Annotated in this window: 16 protein-coding genes; 14 read left to right on the top strand and 2 right to left on the bottom strand. The window is 45.5% G+C overall.

Features of this window, described 5'->3' with window-relative positions; genetic code table 11:
• Positions 1–167 precede the first annotated feature (167 nt).
• Entirely contained in the window at positions 168–1370 is a 1203-nt protein-coding gene (locus WBM30_RS04560; RefSeq protein WP_424899586.1) for a helix-turn-helix transcriptional regulator, read from the bottom strand.
• Between the two features lie 162 nt (positions 1371–1532).
• On the opposite strand from WBM30_RS04560, the gene WBM30_RS04555 reads away from it, so the two are divergent.
• From WBM30_RS04555 to WBM30_RS04545, 3 genes are all read left to right on the top strand, one after another.
• The gene (locus tag WBM30_RS04555; protein WP_424899585.1) at positions 1533–2978 is read left to right on the top strand and encodes an MFS transporter; all 1446 of its coding nucleotides are present in this window, start codon (positions 1533–1535) and stop codon (positions 2976–2978) included.
• Positions 2979–3098: 120 nt separating this feature from the next.
• Positions 3099–4838: a glycoside hydrolase family 3 protein gene (locus WBM30_RS04550; RefSeq protein WP_424899584.1), complete on the top strand. Its 1740-nt coding sequence runs from the start codon at positions 3099–3101 to the stop codon at positions 4836–4838.
• A 252-nt stretch (positions 4839–5090) separates the two neighbouring features.
• Positions 5091–6520, top strand: a protein-coding gene (locus tag WBM30_RS04545; RefSeq protein WP_424899583.1) for an IS3 family transposase whose coding sequence is annotated in 2 segments (ribosomal slippage) — positions 5091–5603 and positions 5606–6520 — 1428 coding nt in all. Because the reading frame shifts where the segments join, the coding sequence is not laid out codon by codon here.
• Between the two features lie 222 nt (positions 6521–6742).
• On the opposite strand, the gene WBM30_RS04540 is transcribed toward WBM30_RS04545, so the two are convergent.
• Positions 6743–7594, bottom strand: a complete 852-nt coding sequence (locus tag WBM30_RS04540; RefSeq protein WP_424899582.1) for a VOC family protein — start codon at positions 7592–7594, stop codon at positions 6743–6745.
• A 286-nt stretch (positions 7595–7880) separates the two neighbouring features.
• Between WBM30_RS04540 and dnaX the strand changes: the two genes are divergently transcribed.
• The 11 genes from dnaX to WBM30_RS04485 all read left to right on the top strand — a co-directional run bounded on the left by dnaX (position 7881) and on the right by WBM30_RS04485 (position 17536).
• A complete protein-coding gene (gene dnaX, locus WBM30_RS04535; protein WP_424899581.1) occupies positions 7881–9824 on the top strand; it encodes a DNA polymerase III subunit gamma/tau in 1944 nt (647 codons plus the stop codon).
• Positions 9825–9896: 72 nt separating this feature from the next.
• A complete protein-coding gene (locus tag WBM30_RS04530; RefSeq protein WP_086986555.1) occupies positions 9897–10211 on the top strand; it encodes a YbaB/EbfC family nucleoid-associated protein in 315 nt (104 codons plus the stop codon).
• Positions 10212–10329: 118 nt separating this feature from the next.
• Positions 10330–10926 carry a recombination mediator RecR gene (recR, locus tag WBM30_RS04525; RefSeq protein WP_424899580.1) on the top strand — a complete coding sequence of 199 codons (597 nt, stop codon included), beginning with the start codon at positions 10330–10332 and terminating at the stop codon, positions 10924–10926.
• A gap of 35 nt (positions 10927–10961) precedes the next feature.
• Positions 10962–11273, top strand: a complete 312-nt coding sequence (locus WBM30_RS04520) for a YaaL family protein (RefSeq protein ID WP_424899579.1) — start codon at positions 10962–10964, stop codon at positions 11271–11273.
• 306 nt (positions 11274–11579) lie between these two features.
• The gene (locus WBM30_RS04515; RefSeq protein ID WP_424899578.1) at positions 11580–12020 is read left to right on the top strand and encodes a MarR family winged helix-turn-helix transcriptional regulator; all 441 of its coding nucleotides are present in this window, start codon (positions 11580–11582) and stop codon (positions 12018–12020) included.
• The gene (locus WBM30_RS04510) at positions 12017–13834 is read left to right on the top strand and encodes an ABC transporter ATP-binding protein (protein ID WP_424899577.1); all 1818 of its coding nucleotides are present in this window, start codon (positions 12017–12019) and stop codon (positions 13832–13834) included. Before WBM30_RS04515 ends, WBM30_RS04510 begins: the two co-directional genes overlap by 4 nt.
• A 435-nt stretch (positions 13835–14269) precedes the next feature.
• Positions 14270–14911 carry a dTMP kinase gene (gene tmk, locus WBM30_RS04505; protein ID WP_424899576.1) on the top strand — a complete coding sequence of 214 codons (642 nt, stop codon included), beginning with the start codon at positions 14270–14272 and terminating at the stop codon, positions 14909–14911.
• 64 nt (positions 14912–14975) lie between these two features.
• The gene (locus WBM30_RS04500; RefSeq protein ID WP_424899575.1) at positions 14976–15305 is read left to right on the top strand and encodes a cyclic-di-AMP receptor; all 330 of its coding nucleotides are present in this window, start codon (positions 14976–14978) and stop codon (positions 15303–15305) included.
• A 14-nt stretch (positions 15306–15319) separates the two neighbouring features.
• Entirely contained in the window at positions 15320–16309 is a 990-nt protein-coding gene (holB, locus tag WBM30_RS04495; protein WP_424899574.1) for a DNA polymerase III subunit delta', read from the top strand.
• A 25-nt stretch (positions 16310–16334) separates the two neighbouring features.
• The gene (locus WBM30_RS04490) at positions 16335–17126 is read left to right on the top strand and encodes a PSP1 domain-containing protein (protein WP_424899573.1); all 792 of its coding nucleotides are present in this window, start codon (positions 16335–16337) and stop codon (positions 17124–17126) included.
• A gap of 59 nt (positions 17127–17185) precedes the next feature.
• Positions 17186–17536, top strand: coding sequence for a DNA replication initiation control protein YabA (locus WBM30_RS04485; RefSeq protein WP_424899572.1), 351 nt, complete (start codon positions 17186–17188; stop codon positions 17534–17536).
• Positions 17537–17617 lie beyond the last annotated feature (81 nt).

Genomic DNA, 17617 nt, shown 5'->3' with positions numbered 1-17617 from the left:
CGCATATCAAAAAACACCCGATAGCGGCCTGGCCAAAATTTGGTTGGGCTGGTAGCGGGTGCTGGGGTTGATCATTTTATTTTTTCGACTTTTACTATCCCCATTCCGGGAATCATATCCATGAAATCTATTCGTAATTGCTGTCATGACAAGGTTAGGGCATGTCCTTAAAGATTTGCATTCCTGTATTCACGTGGAGATAAACCAAGCGTATCTTTGAATACTTTGCAAAAATAACTATAGTTATTGTATCCAACCAAAACGCTGATATCTATAAAAGAAAGCTGGTTTTGCTCTATAAGAAATACAGCTTTGTCAATGCGTACCTTGTTGATGTATTCTACTACACTCATGTTCGTTTCACGCCTAAAGCTCTTTGCTAAATAGGTTCTGTCAAAGCGAATGGAATCAGCTACAATTTGCAGATTCAATGGTTCATCATAGTTGAATTTAATGTACGTTACTGCTTGTTTCACAATGTTGCTGAATTCTTTTGTGGATAGTTCTTTGACAGCGTCGCAATAAATAGCAATCATGGAATATTCAACTGTGGCGATAGAAGCTTGATCCTTACATTCTTCCACTTTATACGCAAGATTTTCAGAAATTTGATGCAGGTATATAGGATTCACACCACCTTTCTCAGCTGCTAGCCGTAACATTGTTCCGAATACATAGGCAACATTTTTCGAGGAACGCAAATGGTCATTAGGGGTACGGTAAGAAAAGTCAGCAAAGAATTCGGAATAGAGACGTTTCACCTCCTGGGTATCACCGATTGTGACCGCGGACATGATTTTCTTTTCCAGTTCATATCTGATTAAAATGTTGGCGTCGTACATTTTTGTGTTACTTCGGGAGTGACGGGAGACTTCATTTTTCATCGGGAGGTCTAATGCGACAAAGCTGGAAGAGATAGTGTCATATCTACAGAGATTTACAACTATATTACCTACAGACAGATATTCAATTTTAAGTTTGGATAGGTTTTTATAAAAATTCTCCAGATATCTGTAAGTAGGCAACGGGAGATTATTTTCGCGAATGACCTGAGAGAGAAAACCGCCAGAAAAATCTTCACTCAGATAAGGGCCTACTACGACAATACCCTTGAATTCATCGTTTTTATGAAGAGTTGTGACAAGATAGCTGAGTTTAAATTTATCTGTATAAATGCTGAAGGTATCCTGATCCATACTAAGGCATTCGTTAAGCAGATAAGGATACATTGATTTTTTTTCATCTTCGATAATAGCGGGATAGTTAAAGCTTGAAATCTGAGTTTGTATATTAAGCTTTTCATCAATAACGGTAATATCCAAATCAAATGCATTTTTGATGCACCAGCATCCTTTCGTCAAACCATCCATAAGTCACCTCTCTGTTATTGGTTGAGTGTAAATTTTTTTGAAATCACACCCCAATAATATAATTAATAGCACAATAATTGATTTCGTGCAAACGTTTTCGTGTTAGTATTAGCCAAGTTAAGAAGTGCTTTAAAAATAATTTCGAAATAAGGAGAATGCGTTATGCCCAGTCTAAAAGAAAAAGAAGTTCAGTACAACAGTGCTAAGCCTTGGCAATTAGTGGCCTTTGCATTTAACAATTCTGTTTCCAACGTGCAATATTTTATGTTTCTAATGTTTTTCATCTACTACGCCACTGACAGTTTAGGGCTGTCGGCAGTGATAGTTGGAGCAATCATGACATTTTCCAGAATTTTTGATGCGATTACTGACCCTATAATAGGTTTGCTAGTCGACAAGACGAACTCAAGGTTTGGTAAGTTTAGACCATTTATTTTTGTGGGCACACTTATCATGGATATCTGTATCATTGCACTTTTCTGGGGGGCTGATTTCCAGAGCACAACATCTGAATATCTTTGGATTGGCGGATGGTACGCTTTATGGGTATTAGGTTATACGTGCGTCACAATCACTACTAAGGGTGCACAAACCATTTTGACCAATAATCCAAAACAAAGACCCCTTGTAGGAGGTATAGATCAGGTTATCATGACGGGTATTGATATTTTGATCTTCTCTTTCGGAATGATTGTACTCGAGTATTTTGGCGGCATTGGAAGCATCGATTCATTCAGAAAATTTGCATTTTTGGTAGCGGGTCTTTCTACATTATTTGCAGCAATCTCTATCGCAGGTATTTGGGAAAAAGATAATGTTAACTATTATGGTTTAAATGCCGTCAAGGATAAAAAGGAAGAAAAAGTATCCTTTAAAGATTACTGGGACATAACGAAAAGCAATAAAGCCTTACAAATGTTAATATTGGCTGCAAGTACAAACAAGATCGCTATTGTAATGCAAGCTTCAGCGACTGCCTATTTTTTCATCATTGTAATGGGCGATCCAGCCTTACAAGCAGTAATAAATGCGCCGGCAACCTTAATCAGCATTTTCGGTTCTTTTGCCGCTATCGCTATGGCAGTTCGTTGGGGGTTAAAGAAATCTTTTGTTATCGGAACCGTGTTGAGTGCGCTATCCATCGTCATATTATTGATATTTAGACCTTTCGGTAGTGCAACTTTGCCTTTAACAATCGTATTGATGTCTTTCATGCGTTTTTCAGAAAGAATTACAGACACAAATATTATTCCGATGATTGCAGATATAACGGATTATGAAGTTTGGAAAAATAATCGGTATGCACCTGGCATTATTTCTACCATTTTCTCAGGTATCGATAAGTTAGTCAGTTCTTTTGCCGGATTACTCTTGGGCGGTATTCTTACTGGTGCTGGCTATACAGCTGGTATGGAAGTTACACCAAAGTTATATTGGTCCATTTTATTTTTATATCTAGGGATGCCGTTGATTGGACACTTGTTTTCGCTCTTAGGAATGAAATTCTATCCAATCAACAAGGAATTCTATGCAAAAATGATCAGTGATATCAACAAGAAAAAAGAAGTCGCTGCAGAGCCAGTTCTAGAAGCAGTTTTGGAAGTTTAACATATGAAAATATGTGCTCGCTCAATTAAGTAAAGTGGCTACATATTTTTCAATCACAGAAAAAATGAATAGTAAAAAAATAATGCCGAAATTTGGTAGCGCTTAAAGGAGACTTATTCAGTGGTAAATTTAAAAGCAAAACCATTTTATTTATCTGATGAGGACATAAAATGGGTACATGGTACGTTAGAAGACATGACGATAGAAGAAAAAATCGGTCAACTTTTTATTGCTATCGACGAAAATCCTGATGTTAATGCAATGTTGGATACAATAAAAAAATATCATATTGGAGGGGCGAGATATGAGCCTAACACTGCCAAAGGGGTCTATGATAATGCTAAGCTGTATCAGGAAACAAGCAAAATACCTTTGCTTGTTGCATGCAATTGCGATTCTGGCGGGAATGGCGCCTGTACTGACGGAACGTTAATCGCCTCATCAGCGGCCTGTGGAGCTACTCCTGACACAAAGACAGCCTATGATGTTGGCTATGTGAGTGGCCGAGAAGGAACAGCGATTGGCTGCAATTGGACCTTTGGACCTTGTGCGGATATATTATTAAACTGGAGAAACACGATCATAAATACAAGATCCTATGGTGATGATGTGAATACAGTCATAGCTAATTCAAAGGCTTATATCAAGGGAGTGCATCATAGTAACATGGCTGCCTGCGCAAAGCATTTTCCTGGAGATGGTGTTGAAGAGCTAGATCAGCACTTAGTTACAGGCATAAATGATTTAAGCTGTGAAAAATGGGATGAAACTTTCGGTAAAGTATACCAGTCTTTGATTGACGATGATTTACAAAGCATAATGGTGGGGCATATTGCCCTGCCTGAATACTCAAGAAAATTAAGTCCCGGCATCAAAGACATTGACATCATGCCTGCCACACTTGCACCAGAACTGCTTCAGGACTTGCTCCGTGAACAATTAGACTTCAATGGTTTGATTTTAACGGATGCATCGCATATGGCCGGAATGACTTCTGCCAAGCCAAGGAAAGACCAGCTTCCGTATGCCATCGCGGCAGGTTGTGATATGTTCTTGTTCTTTAATGATCCGGAAGAAGATTATAACTATATGATGGAAGGCTATAAGAACAACATCATCACTGAAGAACGTCTTCACGAGGCGCTTACAAGAATACTTGGTTTTAAAGCATCGCTTAGACTTCATGAAATGAAAGCAAATAATACTTTAACGCCGCCTGAAGAAGGCTTAAGCACGGTTGGCTGCAAAGAGCATAAAGAGCTTGCTGAGGTAGCCGCATCCAAATATATGACACTCGTAAAAGACACGGAAAATAACTTGCCGATTAAACCAAGCACCCATAAGCGCGTAAAGCTATATGTACTTAGTGCTGCGCCAACCTCAAGGAACGCTGGACCGGATCCAGCCAAGGCAATCATCGCCGAGGAATTGGAAGCAGCCGGCTTTACAGTTGATGTGCATGAATCGTTTTACGATTTGGATAGAATCGAAAGTAAGGATGAAAATTTTATTACTGCTACAACCTGCGGAAGCTCTGAAGATTTTAAAGAAAAGTATGATGCCGCTTTTGTATTTGTTAACATGAAGGGTTATGCACAGGAAAATGTCATGAGAGTGAGATACTCTACAGGGCATTCCAACGAAATACCTTGGTTTGTAAGAGAGGTACCCACTGTATGTGTATCCTTGAATTATACAACCCACCTGATCGATCTTCCTATGATGAGAACCTTCATCAATGCCTATGCTCCTACAAGGACAGCCATAAAAGAAGTAATCAAAAAGATTACAGGGGAATCCGCGTTTATGGGGGAATGCAACGACACCGTGTTCTGCGGAAGATGGGATACGAGGTTATAATAGTATAGTCTCTTCATAACAACTATTTACAACAGGGTGAGAATCCATTGCTACCAAGCGTTACAGTCATTCTCGTTACACAGTTCGGGAATGCAGGATAACATATGGCGTTGATGAACTAACAGTCATCAACGCCATTTTTTTGTATTATACTCTAAAAGATTTTCGATCTTAACAACAAAAAAACACCCGGGTCCTGAGCTGACCCCCAAAAGTTAGACCTAAAAAATCTAATTTTTGGGGGTATTTTTTATGGCTAAATATAGCTTCGAATTCAAATGTAAGATCGTTCAAGAATATTTGAACGGAAAAGGCGGCTACACATTCCTTTCCAAAAAATATGGACTTCCTGACCATACGCAATTAATGAAATGGGTGGCAAATTACAAGGCGTTCGGTGAAAAAGGCTTATTACGTAACAAAAAAATTAATGATTACTCTGTTCAATTTAAGATGGGTGCGATAGAGTTATACCTAACAACAGAGATTTCCTATCGCGAACTTGCATTGGAGCTCGGAATGACCACCCCATCACTCATCACAAGTTGGGTTCAAGTATTTCGAGCCGAAGGCATCGAAGGTCTCTCTAAACCGAAGGGACGTCCACCTCAAATGAAGAACGATATAAAGAAGATTAAAGCCTCTAAAAAGAGTTCTCTGCCTTCTGAGAACAAGGATTTAGAACGGATCAAAGAACTAGAAAACCAAGTCCTATCTTTACAAATTCAAAATGCCTTTTTAAAAGAATGGCGGAGTCTGCAGGTCAAGGAAAACCAAGGTCAAACGAACAAACAGCGCGAATCATCTACAGACTCCGACAACAATTCAAACTAAAAGATATTCTAAGCACAATCGGTTTTCCTAAATCAACCTACATGTATTGGCAGAAACGCTTTGACCGGGATGATCCTGATTCAGAAATCAAACAGGCCCTGTTGAGCATACGGGAAAAGCATAAAAATTATGGCTACCGCTATATGTATGAAGAATTAAAAAAATATGGGTTTCTTGTGAACAAAAAGAAAATCCAACGGATTATGCGAGAATTAAATATACGCGTCACCGCTTTTACGCGGAAGTCACGGAAATACAGTTCTTATAAAGGGAATGTAGGAATAGTAGCGCCCAACCGAATCAACCGCAGGTTCGATTCGACTATCCCCCATCAAAAAATAACAACGGATACCACGGAATTTAAATACTATGAAACGGATCTGGCTGGAAACCTCCAGACAAAGAAACTGTATTTCGATCCGTTTCTGGACATGTATAACAGGGAGATTATTAGCTACAACATTTCAAAACAACCCAATGGGGAAACCATCATGAAAGCTTTAAATGAAGCGATTGAAGCCACTAACGATTGCCTCTATAGACGAACGTTTCACTCTGATCAAGGGTGGGCTTATCAGATGAAAGCCTATGGTGCAAAGCTTAAAGAAAATAAAATATTCCAAAGCATGTCTCGAAAAGGGAATTGTCTTGATAATTCACCGATGGAGAATTTTTTCGGAATCATGAAACAAGAGATGTATCACGGAAGAATCTTCCGTAGTTATGAAGAATTAGAACAAGAGATTATGGCCTACGTTCATTACTATAACCATGAACGGATGAAACAGAAACTGGATTGGCAGAGCCCAGTAGAATATCGCATAACCATGATGAGCCACGCTGCCTAGTTCCACACAATCAGGCCGAAGGATTGTCTTATGTTTGAATTACAGCGTCAAGAGCCGCTCCGCTTTTCCTCTTGACCCTGCACTCCAAACACAAGGTCTTGTCGGCAAGCCTGATTGGGGATGATTTGCGAACACAAAAAAGGAGAGAAAAAATTTCTCTCCTAAAAAGTCCAACTTTTGGGGGTCACTATAGTCCTTGGGTGCGTTTTTAACATGTTGTGATTACTCACCGTGATGAATGACAGCATGAATCTCGATGCCGCTGTTGTCTTTGAAGATGAGTGTGTTATTCGCTTCTTCAAACGAAATTCCTTCATTATTCAATCTGCCTTTCAGCGCTTCATAAGCAGCACCATCAGCAACTACCCAAGTGAAATACGCCAATCCTGGTTGGTGCTCTTCAGCCGCCGGCAGGTGTTTTCCAGCCCACATATTCGAACCGATGTGGTGATGGTAGTTTCCGGCTGCGAAGAATTTTGCTTGTCCGAAGAAGTCCGACTTCAGGGAGATACCGAGCACATTTTCGTAAAATTGTTGGGTTTCTACCAAGTCATGAACTGTCAAATGGACGTGTCCCATTATGGAACCGGAAGGGATGCCATCATAAATTTTGACCATTGCGCCGATCACGCCATCCGCATCCATCGCTTCGGTAACGCCCTCGATTTTGCCATCCGGACGGACATCCCAAGCCGAAATATCTTTGTCGTGGTAGATTTCGATGCCGTTGCCTTCCGGGTCGTTGAAGTAAATGGCTTCGCTGTAGCCATGATCACTAGCGCCATCAATGCCGTATTTCTTCGTCAGCAAATGATAGAGGATGGATCCCAAGTCTGCTCGAGTCGGCAAAAGGATCGCCAAGTGGAAAAGTCCAGTCGTTCTTTTGCGGACAGCAGGAGATTTGAGCTCAATCAATTCGACCAATGGCGTCCCATCTGCAGCGACTCCCAAGACAACCGAATTTTCCTTTGCTTCCATTAAATCTAAGCCAAGCGCTTCCTGATAGAATTGCGTCATTTTCTTCAGATCATTGACTTTCAAGGCAACCTTGCCCAAATCCCAAAATGCTGTCATATTAATTTTCCCCTTTATTGTCGTTTTTATTTGAAGTTCAGTTTTGCCGGAATAGTATCACAAATTTAATTAATACGAATTCGAACTATTCGATAGATTTACTATAATGCCTAGCTTACTTTTTGTCAACTGTTATTATTTCATCATTTTATCGGAGCTGAATGCCCTCCAAAATAAGCAAAATACAAGCTTATATTACACACGAAAGCCACAGAGCGATGCCTTTCTATTTTACTGTTTTTCCCTTATAATAGATGGACGAAGCAAAAGTGAAAGAGGGAAAAGGATGAGCTATCAAGCACTATATCGGGTTTGGCGCCCGCAGCGGTTCGGAGACATCGCAGGTCAGGAAGCGGTCACGCAGACGCTGAAGAATGCCTTAATACAGGGGAAAACGAGCCATGCTTACCTTTTTACCGGACCGCGCGGAACGGGTAAGACGAGTGCAGCCAAGATTTTTGCGAAAGCCATCAACTGTCACCATCGCGTCGACGGGGAACCGTGCAACGAATGTGAAACGTGCAAGGCAATCACCGAAGGACGCTTGAACGACGTCATCGAAATCGATGCCGCCAGCAACAACGGCGTGGAGGAAATCCGGGACATCCGCGACAAAGCGCGTTATGCGCCGACCCAAGCCGATTACAAAGTCTACATTATCGATGAGGTGCACATGCTCTCGACCGGAGCCTTCAACGCGCTCCTGAAGACGCTGGAGGAGCCGCCCGAAAATGTCATCTTCATTTTGGCGACGACGGAGCCCCACAAGATTCCGTTGACGATCATTTCCAGGACGCAGCGGTTCGACTTCAAGCGGATTTCCTATCAGGACATCATCAACCGGATGGCCTATATCCTGCAGGAGGAGAAAATCGGTTATGATGATCAGGCGCTGCATGTCATCGCGCGCTCCGCGAACGGCGGGATGCGGGATGCGCTCAGTCTGCTCGACCAGATCATTTCCTACGGTTCGGATGCGGTCACTTTCGAAAATGCAGTGAAAGTTTCCGGCAGTCTGACGGAAGAAATGATGATTTCCTTCTCGAGCGCATTGCTGCACGAAGAGACGGAATCGGCGCTGCAATTGCTACAGGAAATCCTGAGTGCAGGCAAAGAAGCCGGTCGTTTCCTTGAGGAGATGATCCTGTTTGCGCGGGATGTGCTGGTCTATCAGCAGACAAAAGGCAAGGCCTTTGCGGACAATACGCAACAATACAGCGAAGCTTTCCAGACTTTCTCGCAAGAGGCACCGGCAACGTTCCTCTACGAGATGATCGAGGCTTTCAACGAGACCCAAGGGGAGATGCGCTTTTCGACGCAACCGGACATCTATCTGGAAGTGTTGGCGGTGAAGCTATCCCAATCCAAGGCGCACACACAGGTGGCAACTCCGAACGCACAAGCTGTGCCGAACGGAGAAATCCAGCGGCTGGCTAACGAATTGGAGCTCGTCAAAAAGGAACTTGCGAAGCTGCAGGAACTGATCGCTTCCGGGAATCTTACCGTTTCCCAGGAAGGTACTAAAGCGGCACCCGCCAAAAAAGAAACGGTCCGTCAGTCGAACTCGTCAGCCGGTTTCAAGCCCAACATGGGGCGTACTTACCAGATTTTGGGTGAGGCTACGAAGCAGGATCTTGCCCGGGTCCGTGATTTTTGGACGGATATTCTGGACGTACTCTCGGTCACCCAACGTGCCGTGCTGAAACAGGCTAATCCGGTGGCAGCGAGTCCGACCAGTTTCATCCTGTCATTCCAGTATGATATCCTTTGCCAGAAAGCGACGGAAGATGCTGAGCTGCAGGCGGCTGTGGATGCAGCAACGCAGCGGATGCTGCAGCGTCCCGGCGAATTGGTGTGCTTGACGGAAGAGCAGTGGACTTCGGTACGACGCAACTACATCCAGAACCGGAACGACAGCCCAGCTGCTGAATCCGAAGGCGAACCGAGAAAAGCCGCGCCAAAACAGGCTGTGGTACAATCGGTGGCCCCTAAACAGCAGACTTCGGCAACTGTCGATAAGGATAAGCCGGTCGACTTGGATCTGCCGCCTGAACCGCCGATGCCGGAAATGGAAGACGGTTACCGCGGTGATTATCACCCCGGGAATTTCGCCGATGATTTTTCGGTCGAGACCGATCCGATCGTTATCGAGGAACAAAAGGAGCAGGAAGTCATCGATCAGGCGCTAAGCCTTTTCGGGGATGGAATCGTGACCGTCGTCAATGACTGACGGACGCAATCAAGCAGTAAAGGGAAATAAATACAATAAACTATAGTACACAAACAGAGAGGGAGTTATACAATGCGAGGCGGAATGGGAAATATGCAAGGCATGATGAAACAAATGCAAAAAATGCAGAAAGAAATGGAGCAGACACAAGCAGAACTCAACATAACGGAGTTTGTTGGTGCGGCTTCAAATGATTTGGTCAAAATCACGATGACCGGCAACAAGAAGGTGACCGATGTTGTCATCGCACCTGAAGCGGTCGATCCGGAAGATGTGGAAATGTTGCAGGATTTGATCCTGATGGCGACAAACGATGTGCTAAGCAAGATCGATGAAGCAACGAAAGCGAAATTGGGCAAGTTTGCCAGTGCGATTCCGGGATTCTAAGTCAGGCTGCAGACACTAACCGAAATGAATGAGGGGAGCGAGGGTGAGACAAGTCGTGCAGTGTTGACTTTAGTCCCAGCCTCCTTTCTTTTGATAGAAGAAAAGGGGATTTATTTACATGCAATACCCAGAACCGATAGCAAAATTAATCGAAAGTTTCATGAAACTGCCGGGCATCGGGCAAAAGACGGCTGCCCGACTAGCCTTTTTCTGTCTGGATATGGATGAGGAGGCTGTGCTGGCATTCGCTGATGCGCTGATCCGCTCCAAAAGGGATCTACACCAGTGCGCCATCTGCGGTAATATTACCGAGACAGATCCGTGCAACATCTGTGCGGACACTACGCGGGACGCGTCCATCATCCTGGTGGTCGAAAATCCCCGTGATGTGATGTCGATGGAGAAAATCCGGGAATACCACGGCCGGTACCATGTGTTGAATGGGGTGCTTTCGCCGATGGAAGGGACCGGACCAGAAGATTTGAACATCGCCAGTCTGATCAAGCGCCTTCAGGATGAGACAGTCAAGGAAATCATCATCGCGACGAATGCGACAGCCGAAGGGGAAGCGACGGCCATGTACCTTTCGCGTCTGATCAAGCCTGCGGGCATTAAAGTGACGCGTCTGGCTTACGGTCTGGCGGTCGGCAGCGACATCGAATACGCGGATGAGATGACCCTCTTCCGTGCCATCGATGGACGCCGAGAATTGTAACAAGGGTAGGAACAACGGGGGGAACGGAAAACAAAATGGCATTCCATTTGAACAGCGCAAGCAAGAAGCAGGGACAATTAAAGCAGCAATACGACGAAAAGTTGATCGACTTGATCAGCGATGTCCATCAACAGTACACTACCTTGGCTCAACTGCAGCAGAATGCCTATGATTTGCCGGAAGAGTTGCGTATCTTCGAGAAGATAGCAGAAGCGAAATATCTGTTCCTGCTGCGTGAAGCCAAAGAACGACAGCTCCAAGCGGATATTTCCGCGCCGAAAAAAGCCAAACAGTTCCGTTGGCGCAAGCGCACGAACCGCGCGGAAGACATTTTCCATTCGGAATGACAAAGAACCGGACCGGTGGCGGTCTGGTTTTTTGCGTTCTTTGAACATTCTTGAATCAGGAGAAAACATGGATAAATCGAAAGAATCCATGTTTACAGGTCGGAATGTGGTCGGAAAGATGAATAAATCGAAAGAATTCATGTTTAGAGACCGAAATGTTGTCGAGAACATGGATAATCAACAGATATCCATGTTTTCCGCTTGTCGGAACACCTAGCGCAGGCATTTTTGTTGCAAATTAGTTAGGTACCTACTATAATAGAGGTGCATAGATAGGTACCTAACTATCTGGAGGAGGAAATTATTATGGAAGAACAAAATAAAGATGTCATCGGCAGCGCGATGAAGCTGATGCGCACGTTGCGGCGCAAGGAGAATCCCGCCAAGCACGAATCGCGCGGAGCAGGAAGGCTGTTGCGGATATTACAGGAAAACGACGGGATGAGTTCGCGGGAATTGGCTGACCGGATGGGGATCCGGCCGGCTTCCTTGACGGAGATGCTGAACCGGCTCGAGGCTGACGGGATCTTGACGCGCCAGCCAGACCCGGCCGATCAGCGCAGAAACAGGATTTTTATCCAGGAAAAGGGGTCTGTTTTATTGAAGAAAATGAAGGCAGTGCGCCAAACGGAAAGGGAGCACATCAATCAAAGTTTGACGCTGGCTGAGCAGGAACAATTTGTTGCGCTCTGCGAAAAACTGACAAAATCCTTGGAGGACTTCAGAAACCAAGCGGGTGAGCAATGATGGGCGGCAACGGGTTCAAGGGTGGCCGAGGGGGTTTCCTGACGGACGAAGAAAAAAAGAACAGCCCTAAAATCACATCACAATTATTGAAACGGATGTTCAGTTATCTCGTTCCTTATTGGAAGCAACTCATCGTTTCCGTGTTGGCGATCATCACCTCATCGGTATTCGGTGTATTTCCGACGATCCTGACGGGCCGCATCATCGACGAAGGCCTGTTGCAGCAGGACCTTCCTGTGCTGATCCGTCTGATCGGCCTCTCGTTCGGGGTGTTGATCATCGCCAATCTGATCAGTGTCGTGGAGAGCTATGTCAATGTCTGGATGGCGGAAAATATCACCTATGATATGCGCAATAAGATGTATAGCCATCTGCAGCGGATGTCGCACCGGTTCTTCACGATCAGCAAGCAGGGCGACATCATCACCCGCATGACCAGCGATATCGGCGGCGTGCAGAGTGTACTGACGGGTACTTGGACGAGCATCCTGCAGAATTTTGCGACGTTGACGGTTGCGCTTGTCACGATGTACACGAAAAGCCCTTTGCTGGCGACAATCGGCATCGTGGTGGTGCCTTTGTTCATATTGCCGACGAAGCGCGTGGGCAAAAGGCGTTGGGAAATCACCCTGGCTTCGCGGAAGCACAATGACGACATCAACCAAATTTTGAATGAAACCCTCAGCGTCAGCGGGCAATTGCTTTCGAAGCTTTTCGTCACGGAAAACTACGAGTTCGACCGCTATCAGGAAGCCAACAAACAGATGATCCGCTTGAACATCAAGGAAAGCATGGCGGGCAAATGGTTCAGGGTCGTGATCAACGTCTTCACGAACATCGGCCCGATGCTGATCTATCTGGTCGGCGGGATCCTAATCATCGAATACGGCAACACGGATCTGACGATCGGGGACATCACCGTCATGGTGGCGCTCCTGGGCAGAATGTACGGGCCGGTCAATTCCTTGCTGAACATCCAGGTCGATATGATCCGTTCGATGGCGCTTTTCGACCGCATCTTCGAGTATTTCGATCTGCCTGTGGAAATTGACAATGATCCGGAGGCGCTTAAGCCTGAGTCGTTTACAGGCGAGCTGGCTTTTGAAGAGGTTTCCTTCCACTATGATCCGGAACAGCCGATCTTGAATAACGTCAGCTTCGAACTGAAGCCGGGATCTTCCGTCGCCATCGTCGGGCCTTCGGGAGCGGGCAAGTCCACCATCATCAACCTGATTCCGCGCCTCTATGATGTGACGGGCGGAAGGATCCTGTTGGACGGTGTCGACATCCGCAAGCTTGATTTGGCCTATCTGCGCCAGCACATCGGAGTGGTGACGCAGGATACGTATTTGTTCAACGGCACGATCAGAGAGAATCTGCTTTATGCCAAGACTGATGCCACGCAGGCCGAAATCGAGAAAGCTTGTAGCGAGGCCAATATCCACGCGTTCATCAGCAGCTTGCCGAAAGGCTATGACACCATTGTGGGCAACCGCGGCATGAAGCTTTCCGGCGGCGAAAAGCAGCGGATTTCGATCGCTCGGATCATTCTCCGGAAACCGGGCCTGATTATCTTCGACGAAGCCACTTCCTCCTTGGATTCCATCTCCGAGCATGCCATCCAGGAAGCGATCGAGCCGATCCTTGCCAAGAGCACGAGTCTGATCATTGCGCACCGTCTTTCTACGATCCTGTCGGCTGATGAAATTTTGGTGCTGGAGAAAGGCAAAATCGTTGAAAGAGGCGATCACGAGACACTTGTCAAAAAAGGCGGCATCTACACGACGCTGTACGAAACGCAGATGAGAGTATGATGCAAGATAAGGAGGGCAGCCCATGTGGAATGGAGCTGTCCTTTTCTGTTGGGGATCGCCGGATGGGAAACCGAAGCGGATAATCGAAAGAATCCATGCTCGGAGGCGGAAATGTTGGTCGAAAATATGAATTAATCGAAATAATTCATGTTTATGGGCCGAAATGTGGTCGAAAACATGGATAAATCTCAAGTATTCATGTTTAGAGTCCGGAATGTGATCGAAAACATGAATAAGCAACGGGTATTCATCTTTTCGGCACACGCAATCCAGGTGCACCCGGAGCAGGAAACAGTTTCCTGGTTCTATTTTCGGAAAAAGCCGATAAAGGCAATTAATTGTTGCAAAATTGATAAAGCTATATCAGTTTCATCTGTATAAAAAATCTTTCATTTAGCGTATAATGGAAGTATTAGAATCGTAGGAGTGTGCAAAGTGAGAGGGATTTTCATCACAATCGAAGGGCCGGATGGCTCAGGGAAGACAACCGCGTTGCAGCAAGTAGTACCGCGTCTGCAACAAGAGATGAACCGCAAAGTAGTAGCGACGAGAGAACCGGGTGGAAGCCCGATCGCGGAAAAGATCCGCTCGTTGATACTGGATCCTTCGCATACGGACATGGATTCTAGGACAGAAGCTTTATTGTATGCGGCAAGCCGCCGCCAGCATCTGATCGAAAAGGTGTTGCCCGTTTTGGAAAGTGGAGACGTCATTTTTTGTGATCGTTTTGTTGATAGTTCAATCGCTTATCAAGGCTACGCAAGAGGCATCGGTGAAGAGGGTATCCGTGAAATCAACCAATTCGCAACAGAAGGCCTCGAACCGGATGTGACGTTGTACATCGATGTCCCGGCGGAAGTGGGCATTCAAAGGATCCATGCGAATTTGGACGAACGGGAATATAACCGTTTGGACCAGGAAAAGCTCGATTTCCATGAAAAAGTCCGAGTTGGCTATCAGCAACTGGCGAAGGCTAATCCGGAACGAATAGTGGTCGTCGATGGGACGATGAGCCGTGAAGCTGTGGCGGAAGCTTGCTATCACATCATCAAAAACAAATATCCAAGCTATTTTTAAAGCAAGATCATTTGCCAAGCATCACTGATGAACCTTTTCAACATACAGAAAGTGGGGATTTGTTATGAAATTAATTATGGCTATAATTCAAGATAAAGACAGTGCTATCCTGTCCGATGAGTTGGTGGAAGCAAATGTCCGCGCTACGAAATTGCCTTCTACAGGCGGATTTTTACGCGCCGGTAATACCACCTTTATGATTGGTGTCGAGGACGAGCGGGTCGACGAAGTATTGAGTATCATCAAAACCAATTGTGAAGCGCGCGAGCAGTTCATAGCGACTCCAGTAAGCATGGATGTGTCGTTGGATAACGCGATTGCCTACCCGATGGAAGTGCATGTAGGCGGAGCGACCGTGTTTGTTTTACCGGTAGATAGTTTTTACAGATTCTGATGACGAAGGAAAGGATGGATGGTGTGACACAGCTTTTGATGAGGCAGCAGCCAGAACTGCTCGAAAGGTTCCAACGTACGATTCGTGAGAAACGACTGGTCCACGCCTACTTGTTTGAAGGAGCGCGGGGGACCGGCAAAGAAGAATTGGCGCGTTGGATAACTCAGATGCTCTTTTGCGAGGAGTTGCAGGATGATCGGCCTTGCGGGCACTGCAATCATTGCCTTAGGATTGCGGCGGGGGGATTTCCCGATATGACGGAAATCAGGCCGGATGGCAACACCATCAAAGTCAACCAAGTACGCGAACTGAAGGCGGAACTTTCCAAAAGCGGGATGGAAGGCAGCCGCAAGGTCTATCTGATTTATGACGCCGAAAAAATGACGGTCAGCGCTTCGAACAGTCTGCTGACGTTCTTGGAGGAGCCGCAAAAAGATACGTACCTGATTCTGATGACCACGGCCAAGGAAAATATCCTGCCGACCATCCGCTCGCGTTGCCAAATCGTCCATTTCCAGGTCGTCAATAAGCAGGCATTGGGAGAAACCTTGGAGGCGCAAGGGATACAGCATGAAAATGCGGCGTTGCTGGCGGCCATCACCAATAACCAGGAAGCAGCCTTGTTGCTGAACCAAGAGGAAAGCTTCCATGAATCCAAGAAGCGGACATGGGCTTGGTTCCAGCTGATGACCGATAAAAATCCCCACTCATTTGTGTTTGTGCAGACCGACTTGATGGACGGTCTGAAGGACAAAAATGATGGGCACTTCTTTTTGGACTTGCTATTATTCTATTACCGTGATTTACTGTATACCAAGTACAGCAATAAGCAAGCTATCGTCAACAAAAATCACGGAAAAGAGTACGAGCGCATTGCAGAAAAACTGCATCCTCAGGAAATCACCCGGCATATGGAAAATATCCTCAATGGAAAGAAACGTCTGGAAGCAAATGTTCAGCTCCAAGGGGTACTGGAAGAAATCGCGCTCGGGAATAGCCTATAGATAAAGCTTCTGGAGGAGAAAGAAAATGAAAAACGTAATTGGTGTTCGTTTTATGCCTGTCGGGCCCATCTCTTATTATGAAGCAGGCCAGACAAAGTACCGAATGGACGAAAAATTGATCATAAATAATGGGAATGCTGTCGACATTGGCCAAATCGTCATTGTCGATAAAAAAAGCAATGACGACGGCGGCATCCTTTCGCATAAAAACATCATCCGCGTTGCGACCGAAAAAGATCTCGAGCAGGATGAAAAGAATCGCGCGGAGGCGAAAGAAGCCTTTGCCGTGTGCAAGACGAAAATGAAGCAGCTGAAATTGGAGATGAAGCTGATCAAAGCGGAATACACTTTCGATCGCAGTCGTTTGACTTTCCATTTCAGTTCGGAAGGCCGGATCGATTTCCGGGAATTGGTCCGCGAGTTGGCGGCTGTTTTCCGCACGAGGATCGAACTGCATCAGATCGGCGTCCGCGATGAGGCCAAGATTCTTGGAGGAATCGGACCTTGTGGCAGAACGCTCTGCTGTTCAACCTTCTTAGGCGACTTTGTGCCGGTTTCGATCAAGATGGCGAAGGACCAAGGGTTGTCCTTGAATCCTACCAAAATATCTGGTTTGTGCGGTCGGTTGATGTGCTGCCTGAATTATGAGAACGATACGTACGTTTCCCTCAGAAAGGCGATGCCTGATTATGGGCAGGAAGTAATGACGCCGGAGGGCAAGGGGAAAGTTGTGGAATTGAATGTGCTCAGTCAAGTCGTCAAAGTGCGTCTATTCGAGCACAATAAAACGGTTGAGTTTGCCAGTTCAGAGTTATAGGATTTAAGGATCTGCACGATAAGATTGAAAAATAAGTATGGAAAATGCGAGTGGATAAAATGGATAAACGTACCTTGTATGACCAATTCCATCGGGTAGAAAGCCGTATTTCATCGATGGGAGCAGATGTTAAAGAGATTCAAGAGAAGATGGATGACCTGATAGAAGAGAACGCAAATCTTCAAATCGAGAACCAGCATCTGCGTGATCGGATCGATTTCCTTACGAAGGAAAAAGAGGACGCGCAGAAGCAAGAGCCAGAAATGTCGAAGTCCCGTCTGAACTTACAGAAGCTGTACGAGGACGGTTTTCATGTCTGCAATGTTTATTATGGTTCCCGCCGTTTGAATGATGAACCCTGTGTTTTCTGTATCGATGTCATCTACGGCGAAAGAGATCGGAAAAATTGAGAAGTATCCCGCGCTGTGGGTACATGTCGACAAATGATGGATGCATGACTGGCAGAGGCGGGGACAGAAGTCCTGGCCTCT

Source organism: Trichococcus sp. (assembly GCF_049684335.1).
In the GTDB taxonomy this organism is placed as follows: Bacteria; Bacillota; Bacilli; order Lactobacillales; family Aerococcaceae; genus Trichococcus.
The sequence above is the reverse complement of the archived record's forward strand: the minus strand, read 5'-3'. Positions and strand labels throughout refer to the sequence as shown.